At 46.2% G+C, this 19,982-nt stretch carries 19 protein-coding genes; 2 read left to right on the top strand and 17 right to left on the bottom strand.

Annotated elements, in window-relative coordinates; translation table 11 throughout:
- Positions 1 to 4: 4 nt before the first annotated feature.
- The 6 genes from H735_RS25330 to htpX form a co-directional block, all read right to left on the bottom strand.
- Positions 5 to 1,261: an SAM-dependent methyltransferase gene (locus tag H735_RS25330; RefSeq protein WP_020196980.1), complete on the bottom strand. Its 1,257-nt coding sequence runs from the start codon at positions 1,259 to 1,261 to the stop codon at positions 5 to 7.
- Positions 1,255 to 2,073, bottom strand: coding sequence for a DUF1365 domain-containing protein (locus H735_RS25325; protein WP_020196981.1), 819 nt, complete (start codon positions 2,071 to 2,073; stop codon positions 1,255 to 1,257). The genes H735_RS25330 and H735_RS25325 overlap by 7 nt, the downstream gene beginning before the upstream one ends.
- A gap of 1 nt (position 2,074) precedes the next feature.
- Positions 2,075 to 3,385, bottom strand: a complete 1,311-nt coding sequence (locus H735_RS25320; protein ID WP_020196982.1) for an NAD(P)/FAD-dependent oxidoreductase — start codon at positions 3,383 to 3,385, stop codon at positions 2,075 to 2,077.
- A 12-nt stretch (positions 3,386 to 3,397) separates the two neighbouring features.
- Positions 3,398 to 4,123 carry an SDR family oxidoreductase gene (locus H735_RS25315; protein WP_020196983.1) on the bottom strand — a complete coding sequence of 242 codons (726 nt, stop codon included), beginning with the start codon at positions 4,121 to 4,123 and terminating at the stop codon, positions 3,398 to 3,400.
- Positions 4,120 to 4,539 (bottom strand): nuclear transport factor 2 family protein, encoded by a 420-nt coding sequence (locus H735_RS25310; protein ID WP_020196984.1) that lies wholly within the window; start codon positions 4,537 to 4,539, stop codon positions 4,120 to 4,122. The genes H735_RS25315 and H735_RS25310 overlap by 4 nt, the downstream gene beginning before the upstream one ends.
- A gap of 212 nt (positions 4,540 to 4,751) precedes the next feature.
- On the bottom strand, positions 4,752 to 5,621 hold the full coding sequence (gene htpX / locus H735_RS25305; RefSeq protein WP_009705745.1) for a protease HtpX: 870 nt from the start codon (positions 5,619 to 5,621) through the stop codon (positions 4,752 to 4,754).
- Positions 5,622 to 5,959: 338 nt separating this feature from the next.
- Here htpX and H735_RS31480 point away from each other — a divergent pair, with 338 nt between their 5' ends.
- Complete coding sequence (locus H735_RS31480; protein WP_005450789.1) at positions 5,960 to 6,127, top strand: hypothetical protein; 168 nt, start codon at positions 5,960 to 5,962, stop codon at positions 6,125 to 6,127.
- A 93-nt stretch (positions 6,128 to 6,220) separates the two neighbouring features.
- Here H735_RS31480 and bioD read toward each other — a convergent pair whose 3' ends face one another.
- Genes bioD through bioB form a run of 4 tightly spaced genes read right to left on the bottom strand, consistent with a single transcriptional unit; the run spans position 6,221 to position 9,897 of the window.
- Positions 6,221 to 6,904, bottom strand: a complete 684-nt coding sequence (gene bioD / locus H735_RS25300) for a dethiobiotin synthase (RefSeq protein ID WP_009698190.1) — start codon at positions 6,902 to 6,904, stop codon at positions 6,221 to 6,223.
- Positions 6,901 to 7,707, bottom strand: a complete 807-nt coding sequence (gene bioC / locus H735_RS25295; protein WP_020196985.1) for a malonyl-ACP O-methyltransferase BioC — start codon at positions 7,705 to 7,707, stop codon at positions 6,901 to 6,903. Before bioC ends, bioD begins: the two co-directional genes overlap by 4 nt.
- Positions 7,707 to 8,858, bottom strand: a complete 1,152-nt coding sequence (gene bioF, locus H735_RS25290; RefSeq protein WP_020196986.1) for an 8-amino-7-oxononanoate synthase — start codon at positions 8,856 to 8,858, stop codon at positions 7,707 to 7,709. Before bioF ends, bioC begins: the two co-directional genes overlap by 1 nt.
- Positions 8,845 to 9,897 carry a biotin synthase BioB gene (gene bioB / locus H735_RS25285; RefSeq protein ID WP_005378222.1) on the bottom strand — a complete coding sequence of 351 codons (1,053 nt, stop codon included), beginning with the start codon at positions 9,895 to 9,897 and terminating at the stop codon, positions 8,845 to 8,847. Before bioB ends, bioF begins: the two co-directional genes overlap by 14 nt.
- Before the next feature lie 130 nt (positions 9,898 to 10,027).
- Between bioB and bioA the strand changes: the two genes are divergently transcribed.
- Complete coding sequence (bioA, locus tag H735_RS25280) at positions 10,028 to 11,308, top strand: adenosylmethionine--8-amino-7-oxononanoate transaminase (RefSeq protein WP_020196987.1); 1,281 nt, start codon at positions 10,028 to 10,030, stop codon at positions 11,306 to 11,308.
- A gap of 69 nt (positions 11,309 to 11,377) precedes the next feature.
- On the opposite strand, the gene H735_RS25275 is transcribed toward bioA, so the two are convergent.
- The 7 genes from H735_RS25275 to H735_RS25245 all read right to left on the bottom strand — a co-directional run bounded on the left by H735_RS25275 (position 11,378) and on the right by H735_RS25245 (position 19,866).
- Entirely contained in the window at positions 11,378 to 11,644 is a 267-nt protein-coding gene (locus H735_RS25275; RefSeq protein ID WP_005437185.1) for a DksA/TraR family C4-type zinc finger protein, read from the bottom strand.
- A 137-nt stretch (positions 11,645 to 11,781) separates the two neighbouring features.
- Positions 11,782 to 12,222 (bottom strand): hypothetical protein, encoded by a 441-nt coding sequence (locus tag H735_RS25270; RefSeq protein WP_020196988.1) that lies wholly within the window; start codon positions 12,220 to 12,222, stop codon positions 11,782 to 11,784.
- A complete protein-coding gene (locus tag H735_RS25265; protein WP_238320693.1) occupies positions 12,216 to 12,788 on the bottom strand; it encodes an ATPase in 573 nt (190 codons plus the stop codon). Before H735_RS25265 ends, H735_RS25270 begins: the two co-directional genes overlap by 7 nt.
- A 365-nt stretch (positions 12,789 to 13,153) precedes the next feature.
- A complete protein-coding gene (gene serS, locus H735_RS25260; RefSeq protein WP_005437179.1) occupies positions 13,154 to 14,461 on the bottom strand; it encodes a serine--tRNA ligase in 1,308 nt (435 codons plus the stop codon).
- A gap of 91 nt (positions 14,462 to 14,552) precedes the next feature.
- Positions 14,553 to 15,908 (bottom strand): replication-associated recombination protein A, encoded by a 1,356-nt coding sequence (locus H735_RS25255; RefSeq protein WP_020196990.1) that lies wholly within the window; start codon positions 15,906 to 15,908, stop codon positions 14,553 to 14,555.
- Positions 15,909 to 16,535: an outer membrane lipoprotein periplasmic chaperone LolA gene (gene lolA / locus H735_RS25250; RefSeq protein ID WP_009705737.1), complete on the bottom strand. Its 627-nt coding sequence runs from the start codon at positions 16,533 to 16,535 to the stop codon at positions 15,909 to 15,911.
- Positions 16,536 to 16,596: 61 nt separating this feature from the next.
- Positions 16,597 to 19,866, bottom strand: a complete 3,270-nt coding sequence (locus H735_RS25245) for a DNA translocase FtsK (protein ID WP_020196991.1) — start codon at positions 19,864 to 19,866, stop codon at positions 16,597 to 16,599.
- Positions 19,867 to 19,982 lie beyond the last annotated feature (116 nt).

Here is a 19,982-nt window from a genome sequence, read left to right as displayed (position 1 = left end):
CGAACTACTGGCGTTGAAACGTCATGTGAACGGCACTGATCGTGCGAGCCAAAAAGCCACCTTCACAGTAGCTCAAATAGTAGCGCCACATACGCACAAAGCGGTCGTCGTAGCCAAATGAGCGCACTTCACTCTCTGCTCGATTAAAACGTAGGTGCCATTCGTTCAGCGTCTTGGCGTAGTCCAAACCAATATCGAACAAGTCTCGCGTCACTAAGTCGCTGTACTTTGTTGTTGCTTGAGTGAGTGAGGTTACAGAAGGTAAAAAGCCACCAGGGAAAATGTACTTCTGGATGAAGTCGACATTGTTACTGTAGTAATCATAACGTTGGTCGGCAATCGTAATCGCCTGAATCGCCATCAAACCACCAGACTTCAACAAAGACTCACAAACCTTAATATACGAAGGTAGAAATTGTTTTCCCACGGCTTCAATCATTTCAATAGAAACAAGCTTGTCATACGTACCGGTTAGGTTGCGGTAATCTTCTTTGAGTAGAGTGATTTTGTCTTCTAAGCCACGCTCTTTGATCTTCTGCTCCGCGTACGCGTGCTGCTCTTCAGATATCGTTGTGGTGGTGACCTGACAACCGTATTGTTCGGCCATGTAAATCGCCATAGCGCCCCACCCAGTGCCAATTTCAACAACATGATCAGTAGGCTTCAGCTCAAGTTGCTGACATAGACGATCCATTTTGTTGATTTGAGCCTGCTCTAGAGAGTCATCCGCATTATTGTATAGCGCTGACGAGTACAGCATATTGGTATCAAGGAACGCTTCATAAAGGTTGTTACCCAAATCGTAATGGGCATGGATGTTTTTACGCGAGTTCTCTTCAGAGTTTCTGTTTGACCAATGACTGAACTTGTACAGCAGCTTAGCCAGCCAACTGCCCTGCTCTTCCAGTTTGTCAAGCGCACGCAAGTTAAGCGCCATCAGCTTCATTAGAGCTGTCAAATCTGGGCTGTCCCACCAGCCGTCCATGTAAGCTTCGCCAGCAGCAATACTGCCACCTTGCAACAGACGCGAGTAAAATCCAGGATGCTTCACTTCAATGGTCGCCGCCACAGGTTCGCCATTGTAGTCCCCGTTCGGAGTTGAAAAGCGCTCACTGCGCTCCGTCGTCTCGGTCTTGAAGCTTTCAATCACCGTCAGACACCCAATTTCCATTTTTTGCAGACACTGGAAAAGAACTCCACGAGCCGCTTTTTGAGTCGTCGTTAATTCACGCGGCATTGCCATAGAAGTCGTATTTAACATGCAGAGTTCTCCTTGTGCTTATTATTCTTTTCTTCTTTACTCACTTGCTCAGGCTCTGTCGTTTCAGGTTGAGCGTATTTAGGGTGTGAGTAAAACGGCGCGCCTTTAAGCCATAGTTTGAGAGCGTGCCAATAGATACCAACCATTACTTTTACCGTTTGAATTGGCGTAACGATCAAGCATTTCAATAAGGTTTTGCTTGAAAGCGGTTTAGCTTTCATTGCCATCGTGGCATCGAACTGTTTTCCATCTTTGTGACATTCAAGATGAATATTCAACTTGTCTGTCAGAGGTTTAACTTTCCAACGATAGAGTTGGTCAACCGGATTAAATGGTGAAACGTGGAACGCTTTGTCTTGCTCCCAACCGAATTCCTTGTCTTCTTTGTCTGCCGATACCGCGTAATAATGTCGTTCATTCCAAGGGGTATTGCTCACCTCTGCTAGGAGGTATTTCCATTCACCTTCCTTGTTATAAACGTAGTAGAAATTAACTGGACTGAAATACAGCCCTAAATATCTCAGGTGACAAACTGCGACGACTTTGCCAGTACAGCGAACACCGGTCAGTTCTTCAACTTTGTTCTGCACTGCCGACTTAACGCTACCTTCGCCGATGTAATCACTGCGCTTGAAGCGTGCCCAATGCCACCACCGCGAACCAAAGCCCCATACTTTTTTCTCTAAAGCATCAAGCTCATCGACATCAATGGCAGGCATAAACAATGAGTAGTTCAACTCATGATTCACAGGCGTAAATCGACGGTGGCGAACGTTTCCTATAAACAGTCGGCTGTTCATCTGGCTATCCATATCATGCCGCGCCTTTTTCAAAAGGAACCACATTTTGTTCGCGATACTTTTCTTCTAATCCCTTAACTACGTCAATCGCGCTACGCACACCATCTTCATGGAAACCGTTGTACCAATAAGCGCCGCAGAACCATGTGCTCTGTTTACCTTGAACTTCGTCTTTGCGCTGCTGCGCTGCTATCGACTCCGTAGTAAACACAGGATGATGATAAGTAAATGAGCGCAGAATCTTGTTTGGGTTGATTTGATTGGTGCTGTTCAACGTTACACAAAATGTATGTTCTGATTGAACGTGCTGAAGGATGTTCATATTGTAAGTGAGCGAAGGAAGACGTTGCTGCTCATCTTCACTGCCTTCCAATAGGTAGTTCCAAGATGCCCACGCCGCCTTGCGTTTTGGCAATAGACCGGTATCGGTATGAAGAACAACTTCATTAGCTTGATACGTCATATCCCCCAATATTTCCTGCTCAATTGGGCTGATATCCTCTAGCATTCGCATTGCTTGATCGCTGTGACAAGCGAAGATCACGTCATCAAACCAATTTGTTTCTCCGAGAACTTGAACGCCAACGCCCTTTTCGTTGCGAATCACTTTTTCGACAGGGCTGTTTAGACGAATATTCTCAGCAAAACCTTTGGTCAATGGTGGAATGTAAGAACGTGAACCACTTTTAATCACATACCATTGTGGTCGGTTGGTCACATCCAACAAACCGTGGTTGAGGAAGAAGCGCAAGAAGAACATGAGCGGGAACGCGTGCATATCCGCTAAAGTCGAAGACCAAATCGCGGCGCCCATTGGCAGAATATAATTGTCAGAAAAGAATGCACTGAATTTGTGCTCATCTAGAAAAGCGCCAAGCGTTTGAGATTGCGTTGATGGATCGTTAGCAAAGCGCTTTGCCAGTTTATTAAAACGCAAGATCTCGAAGATAAAGCGATAGAACTTAGGGTTTGCCCAGTTACGTTTTTGAGCAAACAATGTCGACACGGTATGGCCGTTGTATTCTAGTCCGTTCCCATCGTTTCTGACGCTGAAGCTCATTTGAGTCGGCAGACCTTCAACACCAATCTCGTTCATCATTTTGATAAAGTTTGGGTACGTACGATCGTTATAAACGATAAACCCAGTGTCGATTGCATACTCTTTGCCATCAAGGCTGACATCAACGGTTGCAGTGTGGCCGCCAATGTAATCATTCGCTTCAAAAAGCGTTACGTCATGTTCTTTATGCAAGTAATAGCCACAAGTAAGGCCAGAGATACCCGTTCCAACGATGGCGATTTTCTTTCTTCCTGCCGTGTTCATGCTTCTTCCTTCTTATGATACGAGTTTTGCGGTTAGCCGAGCTTGCCAGCTGTATGGAAGCAGCGAGATAAAGCGTAAAATGCCGGTAAATCTCGCCGGGAAATAAATATGGCTTTTGTTGGCATCCAATTGTTTTCGGATGGCAGCCGAGGCCTGAATGGCCGTAACAATCATCGGCATATCAAAGGTGTTCTTATCTGTGAGTGGCGTTTCAACAAAGCCAGGAAACACCGTCACGACTTTAATACCTTTCTTTTTCAGGTCGACGGCTAGCGTGCGTGCGAAATAACTCACTGCCGCTTTAGATGCGCCGTAAGCCTCTGCTCGAGGCAATGCGACTTCCGATGCAATGGACCCTACAATCACGACGCGATGACCACGTTCAAAGCGAGGCTGACAAGCTTCAACACAATTAGCGACTCCAACCACATTCACGTTCATGACGCGCGCCATGAGTTTCGCATCCACTATGCCGTCGTCCATATATTCACAGTCGCCAGCGTTAAAGATCCAAGTTTCAGGAGTGAATGGCAGTTGTGAGAGCGCTTGAATCGTTTCATCGTACTGAGTCACATCGAAGCGCAATGTTGAGATGTTAGTCGACGCTGCTTCTAGCTCAGCCAACACCGCTTCGTTACGTCCGCAAGCAATCACTTTCCACCCTTCACTGGCGTAATCCAAAGCGAGCTGCTTACCAATGCCAGACGTTGCGCCAGTGATAAGAACTGAACCGCTCATTGTCCTAGCCTCTGCTTAATGGTTCTTACGACAGAGCCAAGTAGAGGAAGGTTTTCATACAGCATCTCTCCTAAATCGAAATAGTCTCGATGGTAGATAACCTGCCCTTCACTGAACTTGAGATGAGAAACACCATTGACTGAAATCGGCGCGCCTTTCTGTAGTTTTGGGTGCTGTAAATCCATGGTCCAAGTAAGAAACCCTGTCTCGCCCACTTGTTGATGATCGTGAATGATAAAATCACAACGGATAACGTTGGTGTAGAGCGATTGAAAATAATCGGAAAGCGCAGGCCAGCCCTCTAGACGATGAGCAGCATCTTCAAAAACCACATCCTGGTGGTATACCCCTTCAAGCAAGTGCAAATTCGCTTTGCTCAGCTTTTGATATATGTTGCCAACTGAATGAACGTCCATTTCTATGCTCCTATACTACTTCAACAGTTGTACAAAATTATTATATGTACAAGATAGACCAATCATGAAAAGTTGTACAAAAATATTTTTGTATAACTTTGTTTCTGTAGAGTGATACGTGATGGAGTGCGGTAGCGATCAATAGATACAAAAAAAGGCTTGGTCAAAAAACCAAGCCTTTTCAGGAGATTAACTATTTATTTGCTGAATGATTAGTACTGTTGGCTACGTAGTGCCGCAATACGCTTATCTAGCGGTGGGTGGCTCATTAGAAGCTCAGTCATCGAACGCTTACCGTTGATACCAAACGCCATCATAGTGCCATCCAGTTGAGATTCGTGGCTCATCTTCAAACGCTCAAGCGCCGCGATCATCTTCTCTTTACCCACAAGATGCGCTGCACCCGCGTCAGCGTGGAATTCGCGATGACGGCTGTACCACATAGTCAGGAAGCTAGCTAGGAAACCAAATACCAGTTCAAGCACCATAGACACACCGAAGTAAACCATCATGTTTGTACCTTGGCCTTCCTCATCGTCATTCGAAGCAACAATGTTAGCAATGAAACGAGATAGGAAGATAACGAAGGTATTCACTACACCTTGCATTAGCGTCATGGTCACCATATCACCGTTAGCGATGTGGCTAACCTCATGCGCAAGTACCGCTTCCGCTTCATCACGAGTCATGTTGTGCAAAAGACCTGTAGATACTGCAACTAGCGAATCATCACGCTTAGCACCGGTTGCAAATGCGTTGATGTCTGCCGCATCATAAATAGCGACGGTTGGCATACCGATGCCCGCTTGTTGAGCTTGGCGACCAACTGTTTCTAGAAGCCAATGTTCAGTTTCGTTACGTGGGCTCTCAATCACCATGCCGCCTACCGAGCGTAGTGCCATGCTCTTAGACATCATTAGCGAGATGAATGCGCCACCAAAACCAAACACTGCTGCCATCAGTAGTAGACCAGACAGGCTGCCTGGCTGCATTCCAGTTACAGCGTAAACAATATTCAGAACAACACTAAGCACTAGCACGACTGCTAGGTTAGTTGCTAGGAATAACATAATTCGCTTCATTACTTTTCTCCGAGGAAGCTTATCGTTTTTATAAAAACGGTTGTTATATGAAACAGAACTCTACGAGGCGATTTCGCTAGATTCAAGCTCTGTTGCGTTATAGATATAGTCTATCCGCGTTAAAAACAAGGTTAAGCAATAAATTGCAACATTTGTTTTCGAGACTGAAATAATACACACCTTTTTACACTCTTAAATCAGCACTTTAGACCGAGTATAGACTTTGGTCTTATTGTGCGACTATCTGTACGTGCTAGATTCGGGTTAGATGAACGAAACGGGGTTAGCTTTTAGGACAATTAAGTAACTCCAAACTTCCATGTCTTGAGGGAAAAATCATGGTAGAAACTAACGACTATCAAATGGCTATCGATTTACTTTGTTGTCACCTAGGTATCTCAGAGGATGAGGCAAAACAACAGCTAGGTATTTCAACTGATGCTCAAATGTCAAAGCGAGTTGCAGAAACACAACAAGCGTTGATGGGGCTTAGCCAAGAGAAATAAACTAAGCGTCGAATCTTACGATAAGGCACAAAGGTTTACATGAGAAAAGGGCTGCATGATGCAGCCCTTTTTGTATTTTTGTTTGTCGGTTAATTATACGTTTAGCAACGGTTCGACGTTGATGTATTTACCCAACTCTTTGCGCTTCGCACTTGGAATGTATGGGATCTCACCGAGTTTCGGCGCGTCTAGACGCTCTTCCAACATATCGATGATTTCTGCATAGTGCTCCGTGCCTGGGTTAACGCGGTTTGCCACCCAACCTACGAGATTCAGACCATCCGCTTTGATGATCTCAGCAGTGAGCAATGCATGGCTCAAACAGCCCAGTTTAATACCGACAACCAGTACAACTGGCAACTGTTCTTGTTGCACCCAAGTCGACAAACTGTCTGTGTCAGACACAGGCACACGCCAACCACCAGCGCCTTCCACTAGAACAATGTCTGATTGCTCTTTGTGTTGAGCTAATTTTTCACTCAATACTTCGTATTTAATTTCTACATGTTCATGCTTTGCGGCGATGTGAGGAGAAGCAGGCAATTCCAAAGCGTATGGGTTTACATCGTCGTAAGCGATATCCAGCGTTGCCGCTTTTTGCAGATGCAATGCATCCGAGTTGCGCCAACCTTCTGCCGTCTTATCGCTTCCTGCTGCCACTGGTTTGTAACCAATGGTGTTAAGCCCTTTCGCACCGAGTGCTTGCAAAATAGCTTTAGACGCTACCGTTTTTCCTACATCAGTATCCGTACCAGCAATAAAAAATGCATCAATCATTTAACTATGACTCCAAAACAAACCTGATAACTTGCAGGTAGAAGACCTTGATCGTTTCTAAATGCTTGGTACGCGCGCTCAACTTGCAATAAAGTGCGGCGGCTCGTCAGGCCATGTGAGCGCTCGCTTACGTGATTTGCACCAATGCCTTTGAGATCACGCATGACAGAAAACGCTGAATCGTACCAAACTGTGATGGGGGTCAAGTCTAGATGATGGTTGTGGCACCAAGATTGCGCTAACGCAATTTTTACCTGATTGTGGGTAATAAAGTTATTCACGTGTTGATATGTATCAATTTTTGACCAAGCCTCGCGCAACTCATAAAGCGAACCATCAACCAGCGTAGAGAAACACGCCTTTCCACCGGTTTTTAGTACACGCCGCGCTTCTCTGAGTGGGTAACTTAAATCTGTACACCATTGCAGCGCTAAGCTTGAAAACACGTAGTCGAAGCTCTCATCGTCAAATGGTAAGTTTTCAGCATCTGCCATTTGGTAATGCATTCGTGCTGCACCACAACGCTGCTCAGCTTTATCTAACATAGCTTGAGAGATATCACCGCAGACAACTTCCGCACCACGTTGTTGAAGCAGTTGGGAGAAGTAACCCGTGCCACATCCTAAATCCAATATACGTTTTCCCGTCAAATTTTCAGGAAGTTTATCAAGCAAGCGATGTCCAACATCACGCTGAAAAGCCGCGTGTTTGTCGTACGTTTCTGCTGCTTTACCAAACGAAGAGGCAATCGCTTCTTTGTCTTGGTAAAAGCTCTCCAATGTCATATTTTCTGCATTATCCATTACAGCGCTCCTAATGCTTGCTTCAATGCCATTGAAAGCGTTTTAACTTGTTCGTTGGTGTGACTGGCTGTGAGCGTAATTCGAAGACGAGACGTCCCTTTAGGCACCGTCGGTGGTCGAATAGCGGTAACCCAAATACCATTTTGGCGACAAGCCCCTGCCACTCGCAAAGTCAGTTCAGATTCACCAATCACAAACGGCTTAATCGAAGTCTGAGTCTCGACAAAGCCATCAAGATCGCTGAGACAGTCTCGATACACTTCACTAAGCTCTGAAAGCTTTTCACGTCGCCAAGACTGCTCTTGAACCATAGAAACCACATGCGTCAGCGCGTAGGCTTGTGCCGGAGGCATCGCCGTGGAATAGACATGGTGACGAGCAAACTGAGTCAAAAAGTCTCCCGTTGCGTGGTCACATAAAATAGCCGCGCCAGACATACCAAACGCTTTGCCGAAAGTAACGATCAGTATCTCAGGTTTAACCTTTGCCAACTCGCAAGAACCACCACCGGATTGACCAAGAACGCCAATACCATGAGCATCATCGACAGCAAACCAAGCACCATGACTGCGAGTGACTTCAGCTATATCGCTGAGCGGCGCACAGTCACCATCCATGCTGAATACCCCTTCAGTCACAACTAGATGGTTGCCTTCGCTATTCAACAGCGATTTTAGGTGCTCGATGTCATTGTGCTTGAAACGCTTCATCTTAGCCGGTGACAAGATCCCCGCTTCCATCAGTGAGGCATGGTTCAAACGGTCTTGAATGAGTACGTCTGATTTTTCTAACAAGGTGAACAACAAGGCTTGATTAGCACTGAATCCAGAACCAAACAGAATTGCTCTGTCGTAACCCAACCATTCGGTCAGCGCGGCTTCTAAATTGCTGTGCGCGGCACTAAAACCAGTCACCATCGGTGATGCTCCACTGCCACTACCATATACGCTTAAACCTTGCTGCCAAGCCCGAACAAGTGCTTGATCATTGGCTAATCCCAAATAATCATTACTTGAGAAATTAATGTAGCGTCTACCTTCGTGTTCCAAAACGGACTGGTTACCGGCAAACACCACATTCATAGAACGATTCAACCCTTGCGTTTTACGCTCAGCAAGGGCGGACTCGATACGAGATTTAAACGCTGGCATCGTAGAAAAGGTCGTCTTTTGTTGGACGAGCAGCAACACGCTCTACGACGCGATCCAGCAACTCATTTTCTTCGATTTCATCAGGTTTTTGAGACACCTCTTGGCTGTTAATGCCGAGCTTATTGAACAACATCATGTCTTTGTCTTCAGAAGGGTTTGGCGTGGTCAGCAGTTTGCAGCCATAGAAGACGGAGTTTGCACCCGCCATAAAACACAGCGCTTGCATTTGTTCGTTCATGTTTTCACGGCCAGCGGATAAACGAACGGCTGATTGAGGCATCATGATTCGTGCAATCGCAATCAGGCGAATGAAATCGAATGGCTCAACATCATCCACTTCTTCCAGTGGTGTGCCCTTCACCTTCACGAGCATGTTGATTGGAACGCTTTCAGGGTGTACCGGTAAGTTCGCCAATTCAACCAATAAACCAGCTCGGTCGTTAGCACTTTCACCCATGCCGATGATGCCACCAGAACAGATCTTCATGCCAGCATCACGCACGTGAGACAAAGTATCTAAACGGTCTTGGTAAGTACGTGTGGTAATGATGTTGCCGTAGAACTCAGGTGAGGTATCTAGGTTGTGGTTGTAGTAATCCAGACCTGCGGTTGCCAATTGCTTTGCTTGATCTGGCGTCAACATGCCTAATGTCATACACGTTTCTAAACCCATGCCCTTCACGCCTTTGATCATGTCGGTCAAATGCGGCATGTCACGCTCTTTCGGGTTTTTCCATGCTGCGCCCATACAGAATCGAGTAGAACCAGCATTTTTGGCTTTTTGCGCAGCATCGAGTACGCGTTCTACTTCCATCAGACGCTCTTTCTCGATGTCTGTGGTGTAACGAGCACTCTGAGGACAGTATTTACAATCTTCTGGACAAGCACCTGTCTTAATCGACAGAAGCGTGCTTACTTGAACATGGTTGGTTTGTTGATATTGACGATGTACAAGCTGCGCTTCGAATAGGAGATCCATGAATGGTTTTTCCATGAGATCGCGCACTTCAGCATGCGTCCAGTTATGACGAACTTCCACGTGTATTCCTTTAGTCACTTTTGTTGTTGTGTTGACAGTCTACTGAGTCTCGATAAACTGTCAACACAACACAAAAGACCAAAGTTTACATCTGTTTATTTTTTAATCTCAATTATTATTGGAATCACACATGGATCTCGCCTTCGACCGCCAGCATATCTGGCATCCTTACACTTCGACATTGACACCTCTGACCTGCTACCCAGTGGCATCGGCAAATGGTGTTCACATTAAATTGGAAGACGGTACTGAGCTTGTCGATGGCATGTCTTCTTGGTGGTCGACGATCCACGGCTACAACCATCCACACTTAAATCAAGCCGCGCACAAACAAATCGATCAGGTCTCTCACGTGATGTTTGGCGGGATTACCCACCAGCCAGCAATCAGTTTGTGTAAGAAGTTGCTATCCCTAGCACCAAGTAATCTTGAACATGTATTCCTTGCCGATTCAGGCTCCGTTGCCGTAGAAGTCAGCTTAAAAATGGCGCTGCAATATTGGCATGCAAAAGGCGAACGTCGACCGAAGTTTCTTACTTTGCGACACGGTTATCACGGCGACACCTTTGCGGCCATGTCGGTTACCGATCCTGATAACTCAATGCACTCTCTTTACAAAGGCTTTTTGCCTGAGCATATCTTTGCGGAGTCACCAACTTGTGGTTATTGGGATGAATGGGATCCAGAAGATCTTACTGACTTCGAGCACAAGATTGAGACGCACCATAAAGAACTTGCTGCGGTGATCCTAGAGCCTATCGTTCAAGGCGCAGGCGGCATGCGTATCTACCATCCAGAGTTTCTCAAAGGCGTGCGTAGGCTTTGCGACAAATTCGGCTTGTTATTGATTGCAGATGAGATCGCTACCGGTTTTGGACGCACAGGTAAATTGTTTGCCTGCGAACATGCAGATATTCAACCAGACATTCTGTGTGTCGGGAAAGCACTTACTGGCGGCTACATGACCCTCTCTGCAACCCTCGCGAGCAAACACGTAGCAGACACTGTTTGTGGTGGTGATGCTGGTTGTTTTATGCACGGTCCAACCTTTATGGGGAATCCACTCGCTTGTGCTGTAGCTACTGCAAGTTTGGAATTGATCGAGCAAGGTGATTGGAAGCAACAAACCCAACAAATTGAAACGCTGTTTTCTGAGTTACTACCAAAACTTGAAGAATACGAGTTGGTGAAGAACACCCGTTGGTTAGGTGCCATTGGCGTAGTGGAGACGCATCGCCCTGTGAATATGGAAACCATCCAAGCCTTGTTTGTTGAACACGGAGTGTGGATTCGCCCATTTGGCAAACTGATTTATATGATGCCGCCGTTCATCAGCAAGCCGGAAGATATTGAGAAGCTAGTTAACGCGATTGATGCGGCGTTGCAACGTAGAGACAGCTTCGCTTCATAGTTCAATTAAATACGAAAACGGTTTGAGTATGAGACTCAAACCGTCTCGTTATTTATTTGAGCAGTAAAGCTATCGAAGTTGACTGTCTTTACTCGCTCGTCGATTGAACAATGCTTGGCGTTGAGATACCAATTCGATTGTTGACTGACATTCGATACACAAACGAACGCCTTTCATTGCAAGACGACGCGCTTCCGGAATCTCATCACCACACTCATCGCAGTAATGGGCGCTCTCACCCTTTGTGATACTGCCACGAACACGGGAAATCTCGTCGTCTATTGTGTTTTGAATTTGTTGGCTGACGCTATCGTCGTTTGCCCACCCTACGGCCATAAGCCCTCCTCGTTACTTGAATGAGAAAATCTACTTACCGTGGTAAGGTGGATGATTATATCGATTACAAATAACAAGATAATTAGGGTAAATTCGAAAACACTATTACGTTTTGGTAATAATTAATCTGCAATCGATTATTTGGCACTCTCATGGAAAAGCAATGCAAGGTTACTCATACTCCCTTCCTCACATTCAAAGTACAGCGTTTGCTCAAGCTCTCTCAAAGTAACACTGAGTATCTTCTCTGCCTCACCAAACTCCTCGCTAAAGTACTCACTGACTAATATGACGAGCTCACCAATACTAAATTCCAGTGACTTCTCATCTACCAACGCTCGATGGTAATGTTTGATACGATAATCTTGAGGTTTAATGCGCAGTAAAACTGGGCTTTGATTCACAATGAACTTATTAAAGATAAGCCCACCTTTGCCTTGCTTTATCGAAATACTAAAATTCATAGTTTGGTTTACTGAACATTCAAAGACTTTTCTAGGCGAGGTGCTAGCAACGGCAAACGTGCTCATCATGGCAACACTTAACCCCCAAGTGGCCACCAATCGTTTCATTACCATTCAGCCAACACTTTAAATAGCGCTTGTTCAGACATACGGGTTAATACATAACCGTGTGAAGAAGAATACGAGCCACTGAGTACACTATTCTCTTTCTCAATAACGATATCCTCGATGCCGTCAGCGTTGTAATCACCTTTTGCTACAATCGTAATGACTTGAAAGCCATCGGTCGCGTCGAAGTACTCTGCTCTCACTTCACTGGAGACAAGAGTTCTTTGGATATGGTCTGCTTCATCCCACGTTGATAGTGTCTTTGCTTTCTCAGCACTTTCGTTAGAAATAACAAAAGCAATCGCACTTGGAGCCAAACTAGGAAAGCTATCATCTAACTTAAATTTCGATATATATGAGCGCTTAGAGGCGGTTAACTTTGCCATCTCACTCCATGTTTGGCACTGAGTTAAATACGCCTTATACGCGCCGTATTCATACGCTTTAGCAGCAGTAAAGCCCGCAGAGCTTGCAGTAGCTAAGTCTTTGCAATTAAACACCGATTCCGTGTCACCAGACGCACTTGCCAACTCAAGCCCGTATCCCCAGCCGAGTGAATTACGAAGCTGCATATTTTCTTTGGAAGGTTGCGCTACTTGGCGTGCAAAAAAGCGGTCGGTTCGCTCACTATCTAAGTATTGAGGCTGGATAAATTTACTTGCGATAGCACTCTCACTAACAAGTAAGGTAAGCGCAAAAGTTACGAGAAATGAAAGATGATTTACTGGCATAACGTTTAACAACAAGGGCAAATGAAGCCATTAGCTTGTCACGTGAGAAACTGCTTAGAAAAATATCATTTGTCTCGTACTGCCAGATTCTGGGCGAGCTCTTCACTATTGCGTGTGCTAATTACATAACAACGTATTTTCACTCGACGCAGATAACAAAAAACCCAGCACTAAGGCTGGGTTTTGGTGTTCTAGTGGCTAATGAATTAACCGATGTGCGTTGCGCCCGCCATGTACTTCTGAAGTACTGTAGGGATTGCAATGCGGCCGTCTGCTTCTTGGTTGTTTTCTAGGATAGCAACCATTGTACGACCTACAGCAAGACCAGAACCGTTTAGCGTGTGTACAAGCTCAGGTTTCTTCTCGCCTTTACGACGGAAACGCGCTTGCATACGACGAGCTTGGAAATCCCACATGTTAGAACATGAAGAGATTTCACGGTAAGTTTCTTGAGCAGGAACCCAAACTTCTAGGTCGTAAGTCTTACGAGCGCCAAAGCCCATGTCACCTGTACATAGAACCACTTTACGGTAAGGAAGCTCTAGAAGTTGTAGAACTTTCTCAGCGTGACCAGTTAGCTCTTCTAGTGCGTTCATTGAATCTTCTGGCTTAGTGATTTGTACTAGCTCAACTTTGTCGAACTGGTGCATACGAATCAAACCACGAGTATCACGACCGTAAGAACCTGCTTCTGAACGGAAACATGGCGTGTGAGCTGTCATCTTAATTGGTAGATCCGCTTCGTCAGAAATCGTGTCACGAACTAGGTTCGTTACAGGTACTTCTGCAGTAGGGATTAGAGACAGTTTACGTGGCTCTTCGTCGTTTACTTTTTCTACTAGCGGCTCAGTGTGGAAAAGATCTTTACCAAACTTAGGAAGCTGACCAGTACCGAATAGGCTGTCAGAGTTTACTAGGTAAGGTACGTACATTTCTGTGTAGCCGTGCTCTTCAGTGTGAAGATCCAGCATGAACTGAGCGATTGCGCGGTGTAGACGAGCAAATTGGCCTTTCATCACGATGAAACGTGCGCCGGTGATCTTAACTGCGCTTGCGAAGTCTAGACCGTCGCCCATTTCGCCTAGGTCAACGTGATCTTTCAGCTCGAAGTCGTAAGACTTTGGCTCACCCCAACGAGAGATTTCAACGTTGTCGTTTTCATCTTTGCCATCTGGCACTTCATCTGCTGGGATGTTTGGTACAGAAAGCGTGAATTCGTCTAGTTGAGCCATTACTTGCTCAAGTTCAACTTTCTTCGCATCAAGATCGCTACCTAGAGTACCGATTTGTTTCTTGATCTCTTCTGCGCCTTCTTTGTCGCCAGCCGCCATTTTTTGGCCGATTTGCTTGGAGATGGAGTTACGCGTGGATTGTAAATTTTCTACTTCTACTTGAATGGACTTACGTTGTTCTTCAAGTTTACGAATAGTATCTACGTCTAGCTTAAAGCCACGACGCGCCAGTTTAGCAGCTGTTTCATCCAGCTCTGTACGAAGTAATTTAGAATCCAGCATTGTTAATCCTATGCTTTTTGTTGTGAAATCACGCGCACTTTCCAAGCGTACGCGTTAAAAAAATTTACTGAACAAATGTATCCAAAAACGCCTACTTTTCATAGCGCTTTTGTGGGCTATTTGCGTCTAAAGTAGCCAAGTAATCTAACTTTTCGCCGATTTTGGTCTCTAGACCACGATTTGTCGGCTGATAGTACCTACGATCGCCCATTTCAGGTGGCAAATATTGCTCACCTGCAGCGTAAGCGCCAGGCTCATCGTGAGCATAACGATACTCTGCCCCATAACCCATGTCTTTCATCAAGCTGGTTGGCGCATTTCGAAGGTGATGCGGCACTTCATATTCAGGTAAGTTATGAGCGTCTGTGAGCGCTTGTTTCCACGCCACGTAAACAGCATTACTTTTCGGCGCACACGCTAAGTACACGATCGCTTGTGCAATCGCACGTTCACCTTCTGCTGGACCAACTCTGGTAAAGCAATCCCAAGCAGACAGTGCCACTTGCATTGCGCGAGGGTCAGCATTACCTACATCTTCAGAAGCGATCGCCAATAAGCGTCGAGCAATATACAAAGGGTCACAACCAGCAGCAATCATACGCGCAGACCAATACAGCGCAGCATCCGGGTTTGAGCCACGAATTGATTTGTGAACCGCAGAGATTAAGTCGTACCAAATGTCACCTTTGTTATCGAAGCGAGAGACCTTCTCCCCTGCTACTTCCGCAAGCAACTTAAGCGTGATCTCTTTTTCACCTTGCGCATTGTCTTCTGCCATGTCGTAAAGCAGCTCAAGATAATTGAGAGACATACGAGCATCACCGTTTACCAGTTCTGCTAGGCGGTCTAATACGTTATCAGCGAAGTGTGCTGGCGTATTACCCAGCCCACGTTCTTTATCGCTAATGGCTTGGTTCAACGCCAACGAGATTTCATCTTTGTCGAGAGACGTTAGCTTGTACACGCGTGCACGTGACAGCAATGCGTTGTTTAGCTCAAACGATGGGTTTTCTGTCGTCGCTCCAATAAAGGTAACTGTGCCATCTTCAATATGCGGCAAAAACGCGTCTTGCTGAGATTTGTTGAAGCGATGCACCTCATCCACAAATAAGATGGTGCGGCGACCCGCCATTTTGTTCTCACGTGCTTTCTCGATTGCTGCACGGATTTCTTTCACACCAGACGTCACGGCAGACACGCGCTCAACTTCAGCATTGGCATAGTTTGCAGCCACTTCTGCTAGTGTCGTTTTGCCTGTGCCCGGTGGTCCCCAAAGGATCATCGAGTGAATGTGACCCGCCTCTAGCGCACGGCGCAGTGGCTTACCGGGACCTAAAATGTGCTGCTGTCCGATGTATTGTTCGATCGTTTCCGGTCTCATACGAGCAGCAAGGGGACGAAAATCTTCGTCCCCCGAGAAATCTAATGTGTAATTGCTCACTACCAATTAATTCCTTTGGTCATCCACTTCCACACCTTTTGGAATTGTGAATGTGAATCTGTCTGCTTTTGGTTTACCCAGCTTCACGTTATTAAAGGTGAACAAACCTTTTTGACCGTCTTGCTCAACCACATTGAAGCCTTTCACCACACCTTTAGCATCAATATTAATCTGGAATTGACCTTGTGTGGAGTCTACTGCAGTAGGAATGAGGATGAACTCATCACCTTTTTGGGAAATCTTGTAGTTATCCCAATCACTTGCACGATTACGCGTTAGCAAAACAAATGGCGTTTGCTCTGTTGCTTGTTCTTGCCAGTAGATACTCACTTGCTCGATGAATGGGCTGTAGTACCACAATGTTTTACCGTCAGAAACCAGAAGGTTTTCATCTGGGAATGTTGTGCTCCAACGGAACAGGCTTGGGCGAGCGATTTCGACCGTACCTTCTCCTTCCATCACCGTTTCGCCTTCTGGGCTGATAACTTGCTGAGAGAAATCCGCACTGAAGCCATCATTCATAGAAAGGCGTTTGTTTAGTTCATCTTTAGGAGACGCGGCGTGTGCAGTAGAGAAGAGAGAAAAGCTTAAAACAAGCGCAGAGAAAAGTTTCGCTGAAAATAGTTTTTTCATTCAGATACCTATTGTTAGAACCACTCACCTCAGTTGGACTGAGGTGAGTAACACAAGTTCATTAATCTTTTGGTGGCGCAGGAGCCAGTACTTCACGGTTACCGTTATGGCCCGGAGCACTTACGATGCCTTGCGCTTCAAGCTGCTCAACAATACGAGCCGCTCGGTTATAGCCAATCTTGAATCGACGCTGTACACCAGAAACCGAACCACGACGCGATTGCACTACGTGCTCTACGACTTGATCGAACAGTGGATCCACTTCTTCATCCGATTCCATCTGTTCACCCGGAAGCAAACTTTCTGGGCCTTGATCACCGCTGATAATCTCATCGATGTAGTTTGGCTTACCACGTGCTTTCCAGTTGTTCACAACAGCGTGAACATCATCATCCGATGCAAACGCACCGTGAACACGGGTCGTATGGCTTGAACCTGGTGGTAAGTAAAGCATATCACCCATGCCCAACAGCGATTCTGCACCGCCTTGGTCAAGGATAGTACGTGAGTCAGTCTTAGTTGATACGGTGAACGCCACACGTGTTGGGATGTTCGCTTTGATCAGACCGGTAATAACGTCAACCGATGGGCGCTGTGTCGCAAGGATCAAGTGAATACCTGCCGCACGCGCTTTTTGCGCCAAGCGAGCAATCAGTTCTTCAACCTTCTTACCTACCACCATCATCAGGTCGGCAAATTCATCGACAACCACAACGATGTAAGGCAGTTTCTCTAGCAACGGCGGCTCAGTGTCCATGCTGTCGCCTTCTTGCCAGAATGGGTCGTGAATTGGGTGACCGGCATCTGCTGCCATCTTCAACTTCTCGTTAAAGCCTTTCACGTTACGTACGCCCAATGCAGACATCAGTTTGTAACGACGTTCCATCTCGCCCACACACCAACGCAGTGCGTTAGACGCGTCTTTCATATCTGTTACTACTTCAGAAAGTAGATGAGGAATACCTTCGTAGATTGAAAGCTCCAACATTTTCGGGTCGATCATGATGAAACGCAGATCTTCTGGTGATGCTTTGTAAAGCATACTCAAGATCATCACGTTCACACCTACAGACTTACCAGAACCGGTTGTACCTGCTACCAGTACGTGAGGCATTTTCGCGATATCTGCAATCACCGCTTCACCCGCGATATCTTGACCAAGAACAACGGTCGTTGGTGACGTTGCTTGTTCAAACTGAGGGCTACTGATTACATCAGATAAGAATACCGTCTGGCGGCTCATGTTAGGCAGCTCTAAACCCACATAAGGTTTGCCCGGAATCACTTCGACTACACGTACCGCCATTGCAGAAAGTGCGCGTGCCAAGTCCATAGACAGACCAGAAATGCGGCTTACTTTAACGCCCGGCGCCAAATCAAGCTCGAATCGAGTGATAACAGGACCTGGGTAAATACCGACTACGTCTGCTTTGATCTTGTAATCCGCAAGTTTGGTTTCAACTAAACGTGCCACCTCTTCCAGTGCATCACGGTCGATAAAGTTATCGCGCTTCTCTGGGTGGTAAAGCAATTCTAGTGTTGGCAATGGCTCTTCTGGCACTGGCAAGTTTTGCTCTTGTTGTACCAAGAATGGGTTCTGCTGAGCAGCCACTTTCGCTTGAGCGTTCGATACCAAGTTTTGGAATGCAGCCACATCTTGATCGTCGTCTTGAACCTCTTCTACCTCGACTTCTTGAGGTGCAGGCGTTACCGGTTGAGGTTTAACTGCAACAGGCTGATGAACAGGTTGCTCTTGAACAGGCGATTGCTGAACTGGCTCTTGTGGCTGAATCGCTTGTTGCTGCGGCTCAGCATAAGCCGGTTGAGCTTGTTGAACTGGCTGCTGCGCCGGGTAATCATCTTCGTCATCCAATACATCGAAGTTCGAAATCGTTGGCTCGATGTGTTGGCTTGGCTCTGTTTGTTCAGCAATGCTATCCAATGCAGAAGAACTAATCACTGGTTCTTCGTGTGAAGGTTGCTCTGTGGTTGGCTGTTCGATTGGCGCGTGAACAGGCGCTGGTTCTTGTGCAACTTGGGCTTGTTGAGCCTGCTCTGCTTCAAACTGAGCATACTCATCGTAGATTGGTGCGTTATCGAACGGTTCAGAGACGGTTGGTTCAGGTGTCACAAACGGCTCTTGTGGCGCTTGTTGATGCTCGGCTTGCTGTGGAGCAAATTCCTGAGAAACAGATTGTGGAACTTCAGGCTGAGTTTGAACAGGAGCAACTTGCGCTTCTTGAACCTGTGGTTCTTCATCTGCCCAATCGTCAGCTTGTTGTGCAGCCGCTTCTAGCTCTTCAATCGTTACGTTCAATTGTTTAGTACGTTCAACGAATGGATCCACATTATCTGTGCTCACCGCACGCACTGGCTCAACAGTTTTAGCTTGATCTTCAACCTGAGACTGCATTTGAGTCTGCACAGGCGCGGCATTTACAACTGCAGGCTGTGGCGTTGGCTGAACGTTAGTTTGCGCTGCTTGCTGCTGTCTCGGTTTATCTGCAGCCGATTGTGGCATGTAGATTGGGTATTCGTGTGTTGGTGTTTCTTGTTTCGGCTCTTCGACATCATAAGCAGTAAGATGAGGCATAGGCTCGTCTTCCATGTCATCTGAACCACGTTTGCTCATGACACGATCTTCAGCAAACTCGTCTAACTGCGGCTCTAGAGTTTCATGCTCGGTACCACGTGCTTTATTTGTTAACGCTGCAACGACGCCAAGTGCACGATCACCCAACCACTCAACAATGTTAAGCCAAGAAATACCAGTAAATAGTGTGAAGCCAGCACCCCATAGGAAAAGAAGTACAAGCGTTGTGCCCAATACATTTAATGTAGGCAGAGACAAGCTCGTCAGTACGTCACCAACAACGCCACCAGACGAGAAATACCAAATGTCGTCAAAGTTGATATCAGCAAGACCACAACTGGTAAGAATAAGGATAACTAAACCAAGTAGACGAGTGCCCCACAACATAAGGTCGATAGGGTCGTCTTCAGAACGCTTGCGGCAAATTACCCATGCACCTGCGGTTAACAGGAAGGGTAATGGATACGCGAGGGAACCAAAGGTAAAGAATAACGTGTCGGCTAACCAAGCGCCGAACAGGCCACCAGCGTTATCGATCTCACCGCCCCAAGCAGTTTGGGACCAAGACGGATCGGCTGGGCTAAAGGTAAATAATGCAACGGCTAGCAATATCGAGCTAAGAACGCCAACGATAAAGCAGCACTCTTTTAAGCGTTGGAAGCCATTTAATCGTGAAGACTGAGGCTCTTCACTGGTTTTGATGATGGTTTCGACTTTCTTTGCGTTCTCTTTGAACATAAATCAACTTGAATATGGAAATGAATTAGGAATAAGCAAAACATTCCGAGCGGCACAAAGCCGCTCGGTAAATTGATTTAACCATATCAAAGAGAAAAACCCAATTACTCTATCGA

It is taken from the genome of Vibrio owensii CAIM 1854 = LMG 25443 (assembly GCF_000817815.1).
Taxonomy (GTDB): Bacteria; Pseudomonadota; Gammaproteobacteria; order Enterobacterales; family Vibrionaceae; genus Vibrio; species Vibrio owensii.
The sequence above is the reverse complement of the archived record's forward strand: the minus strand, read 5'-3'. Positions and strand labels throughout refer to the sequence as shown.

Excerpts from the sequence above, each read along its gene's own strand:
- H735_RS25330 (WP_020196980.1), bottom strand. The coding sequence starts at position 1,261 with ATGTTAAATACGACTTCTATGGCAATGCCGCGTGAATTAACGACGACT.
- H735_RS25325 (WP_020196981.1), bottom strand. The coding sequence starts at position 2,073 with ATGGATAGCCAGATGAACAGCCGACTGTTTATAGGAAACGTTCGCCAC.
- H735_RS25320 (WP_020196982.1), bottom strand. The coding sequence starts at position 3,385 with ATGAACACGGCAGGAAGAAAGAAAATCGCCATCGTTGGAACGGGTATC.
- H735_RS25315 (WP_020196983.1), bottom strand. The coding sequence starts at position 4,123 with ATGAGCGGTTCAGTTCTTATCACTGGCGCAACGTCTGGCATTGGTAAG.
- H735_RS25310 (WP_020196984.1), bottom strand. The coding sequence starts at position 4,539 with ATGGACGTTCATTCAGTTGGCAACATATATCAAAAGCTGAGCAAAGCG.
- htpX (WP_009705745.1), bottom strand. The coding sequence starts at position 5,621 with ATGAAGCGAATTATGTTATTCCTAGCAACTAACCTAGCAGTCGTGCTA.
- H735_RS31480 (WP_005450789.1), top strand. The coding sequence starts at position 5,960 with ATGGTAGAAACTAACGACTATCAAATGGCTATCGATTTACTTTGTTGT.
- bioD (WP_009698190.1), bottom strand. The coding sequence starts at position 6,904 with ATGATTGATGCATTTTTTATTGCTGGTACGGATACTGATGTAGGAAAA.
- bioC (WP_020196985.1), bottom strand. The coding sequence starts at position 7,707 with ATGGATAATGCAGAAAATATGACATTGGAGAGCTTTTACCAAGACAAA.
- bioF (WP_020196986.1), bottom strand. The coding sequence starts at position 8,858 with ATGCCAGCGTTTAAATCTCGTATCGAGTCCGCCCTTGCTGAGCGTAAA.
- bioA (WP_020196987.1), top strand. The coding sequence starts at position 10,028 with ATGGATCTCGCCTTCGACCGCCAGCATATCTGGCATCCTTACACTTCG.
- H735_RS25275 (WP_005437185.1), bottom strand. The coding sequence starts at position 11,644 with ATGGCCGTAGGGTGGGCAAACGACGATAGCGTCAGCCAACAAATTCAA.
- H735_RS25270 (WP_020196988.1), bottom strand. The coding sequence starts at position 12,222 with ATGGTAATGAAACGATTGGTGGCCACTTGGGGGTTAAGTGTTGCCATG.
- H735_RS25265 (WP_238320693.1), bottom strand. The coding sequence starts at position 12,788 with ATGCAGCTTCGTAATTCACTCGGCTGGGGATACGGGCTTGAGTTGGCA.
- serS (WP_005437179.1), bottom strand. The coding sequence starts at position 14,461 with ATGCTGGATTCTAAATTACTTCGTACAGAGCTGGATGAAACAGCTGCT.
- lolA (WP_009705737.1), bottom strand. The coding sequence starts at position 16,535 with ATGAAAAAACTATTTTCAGCGAAACTTTTCTCTGCGCTTGTTTTAAGC.
- H735_RS25245 (WP_020196991.1), bottom strand. The coding sequence starts at position 19,866 with ATGTTCAAAGAGAACGCAAAGAAAGTCGAAACCATCATCAAAACCAGT.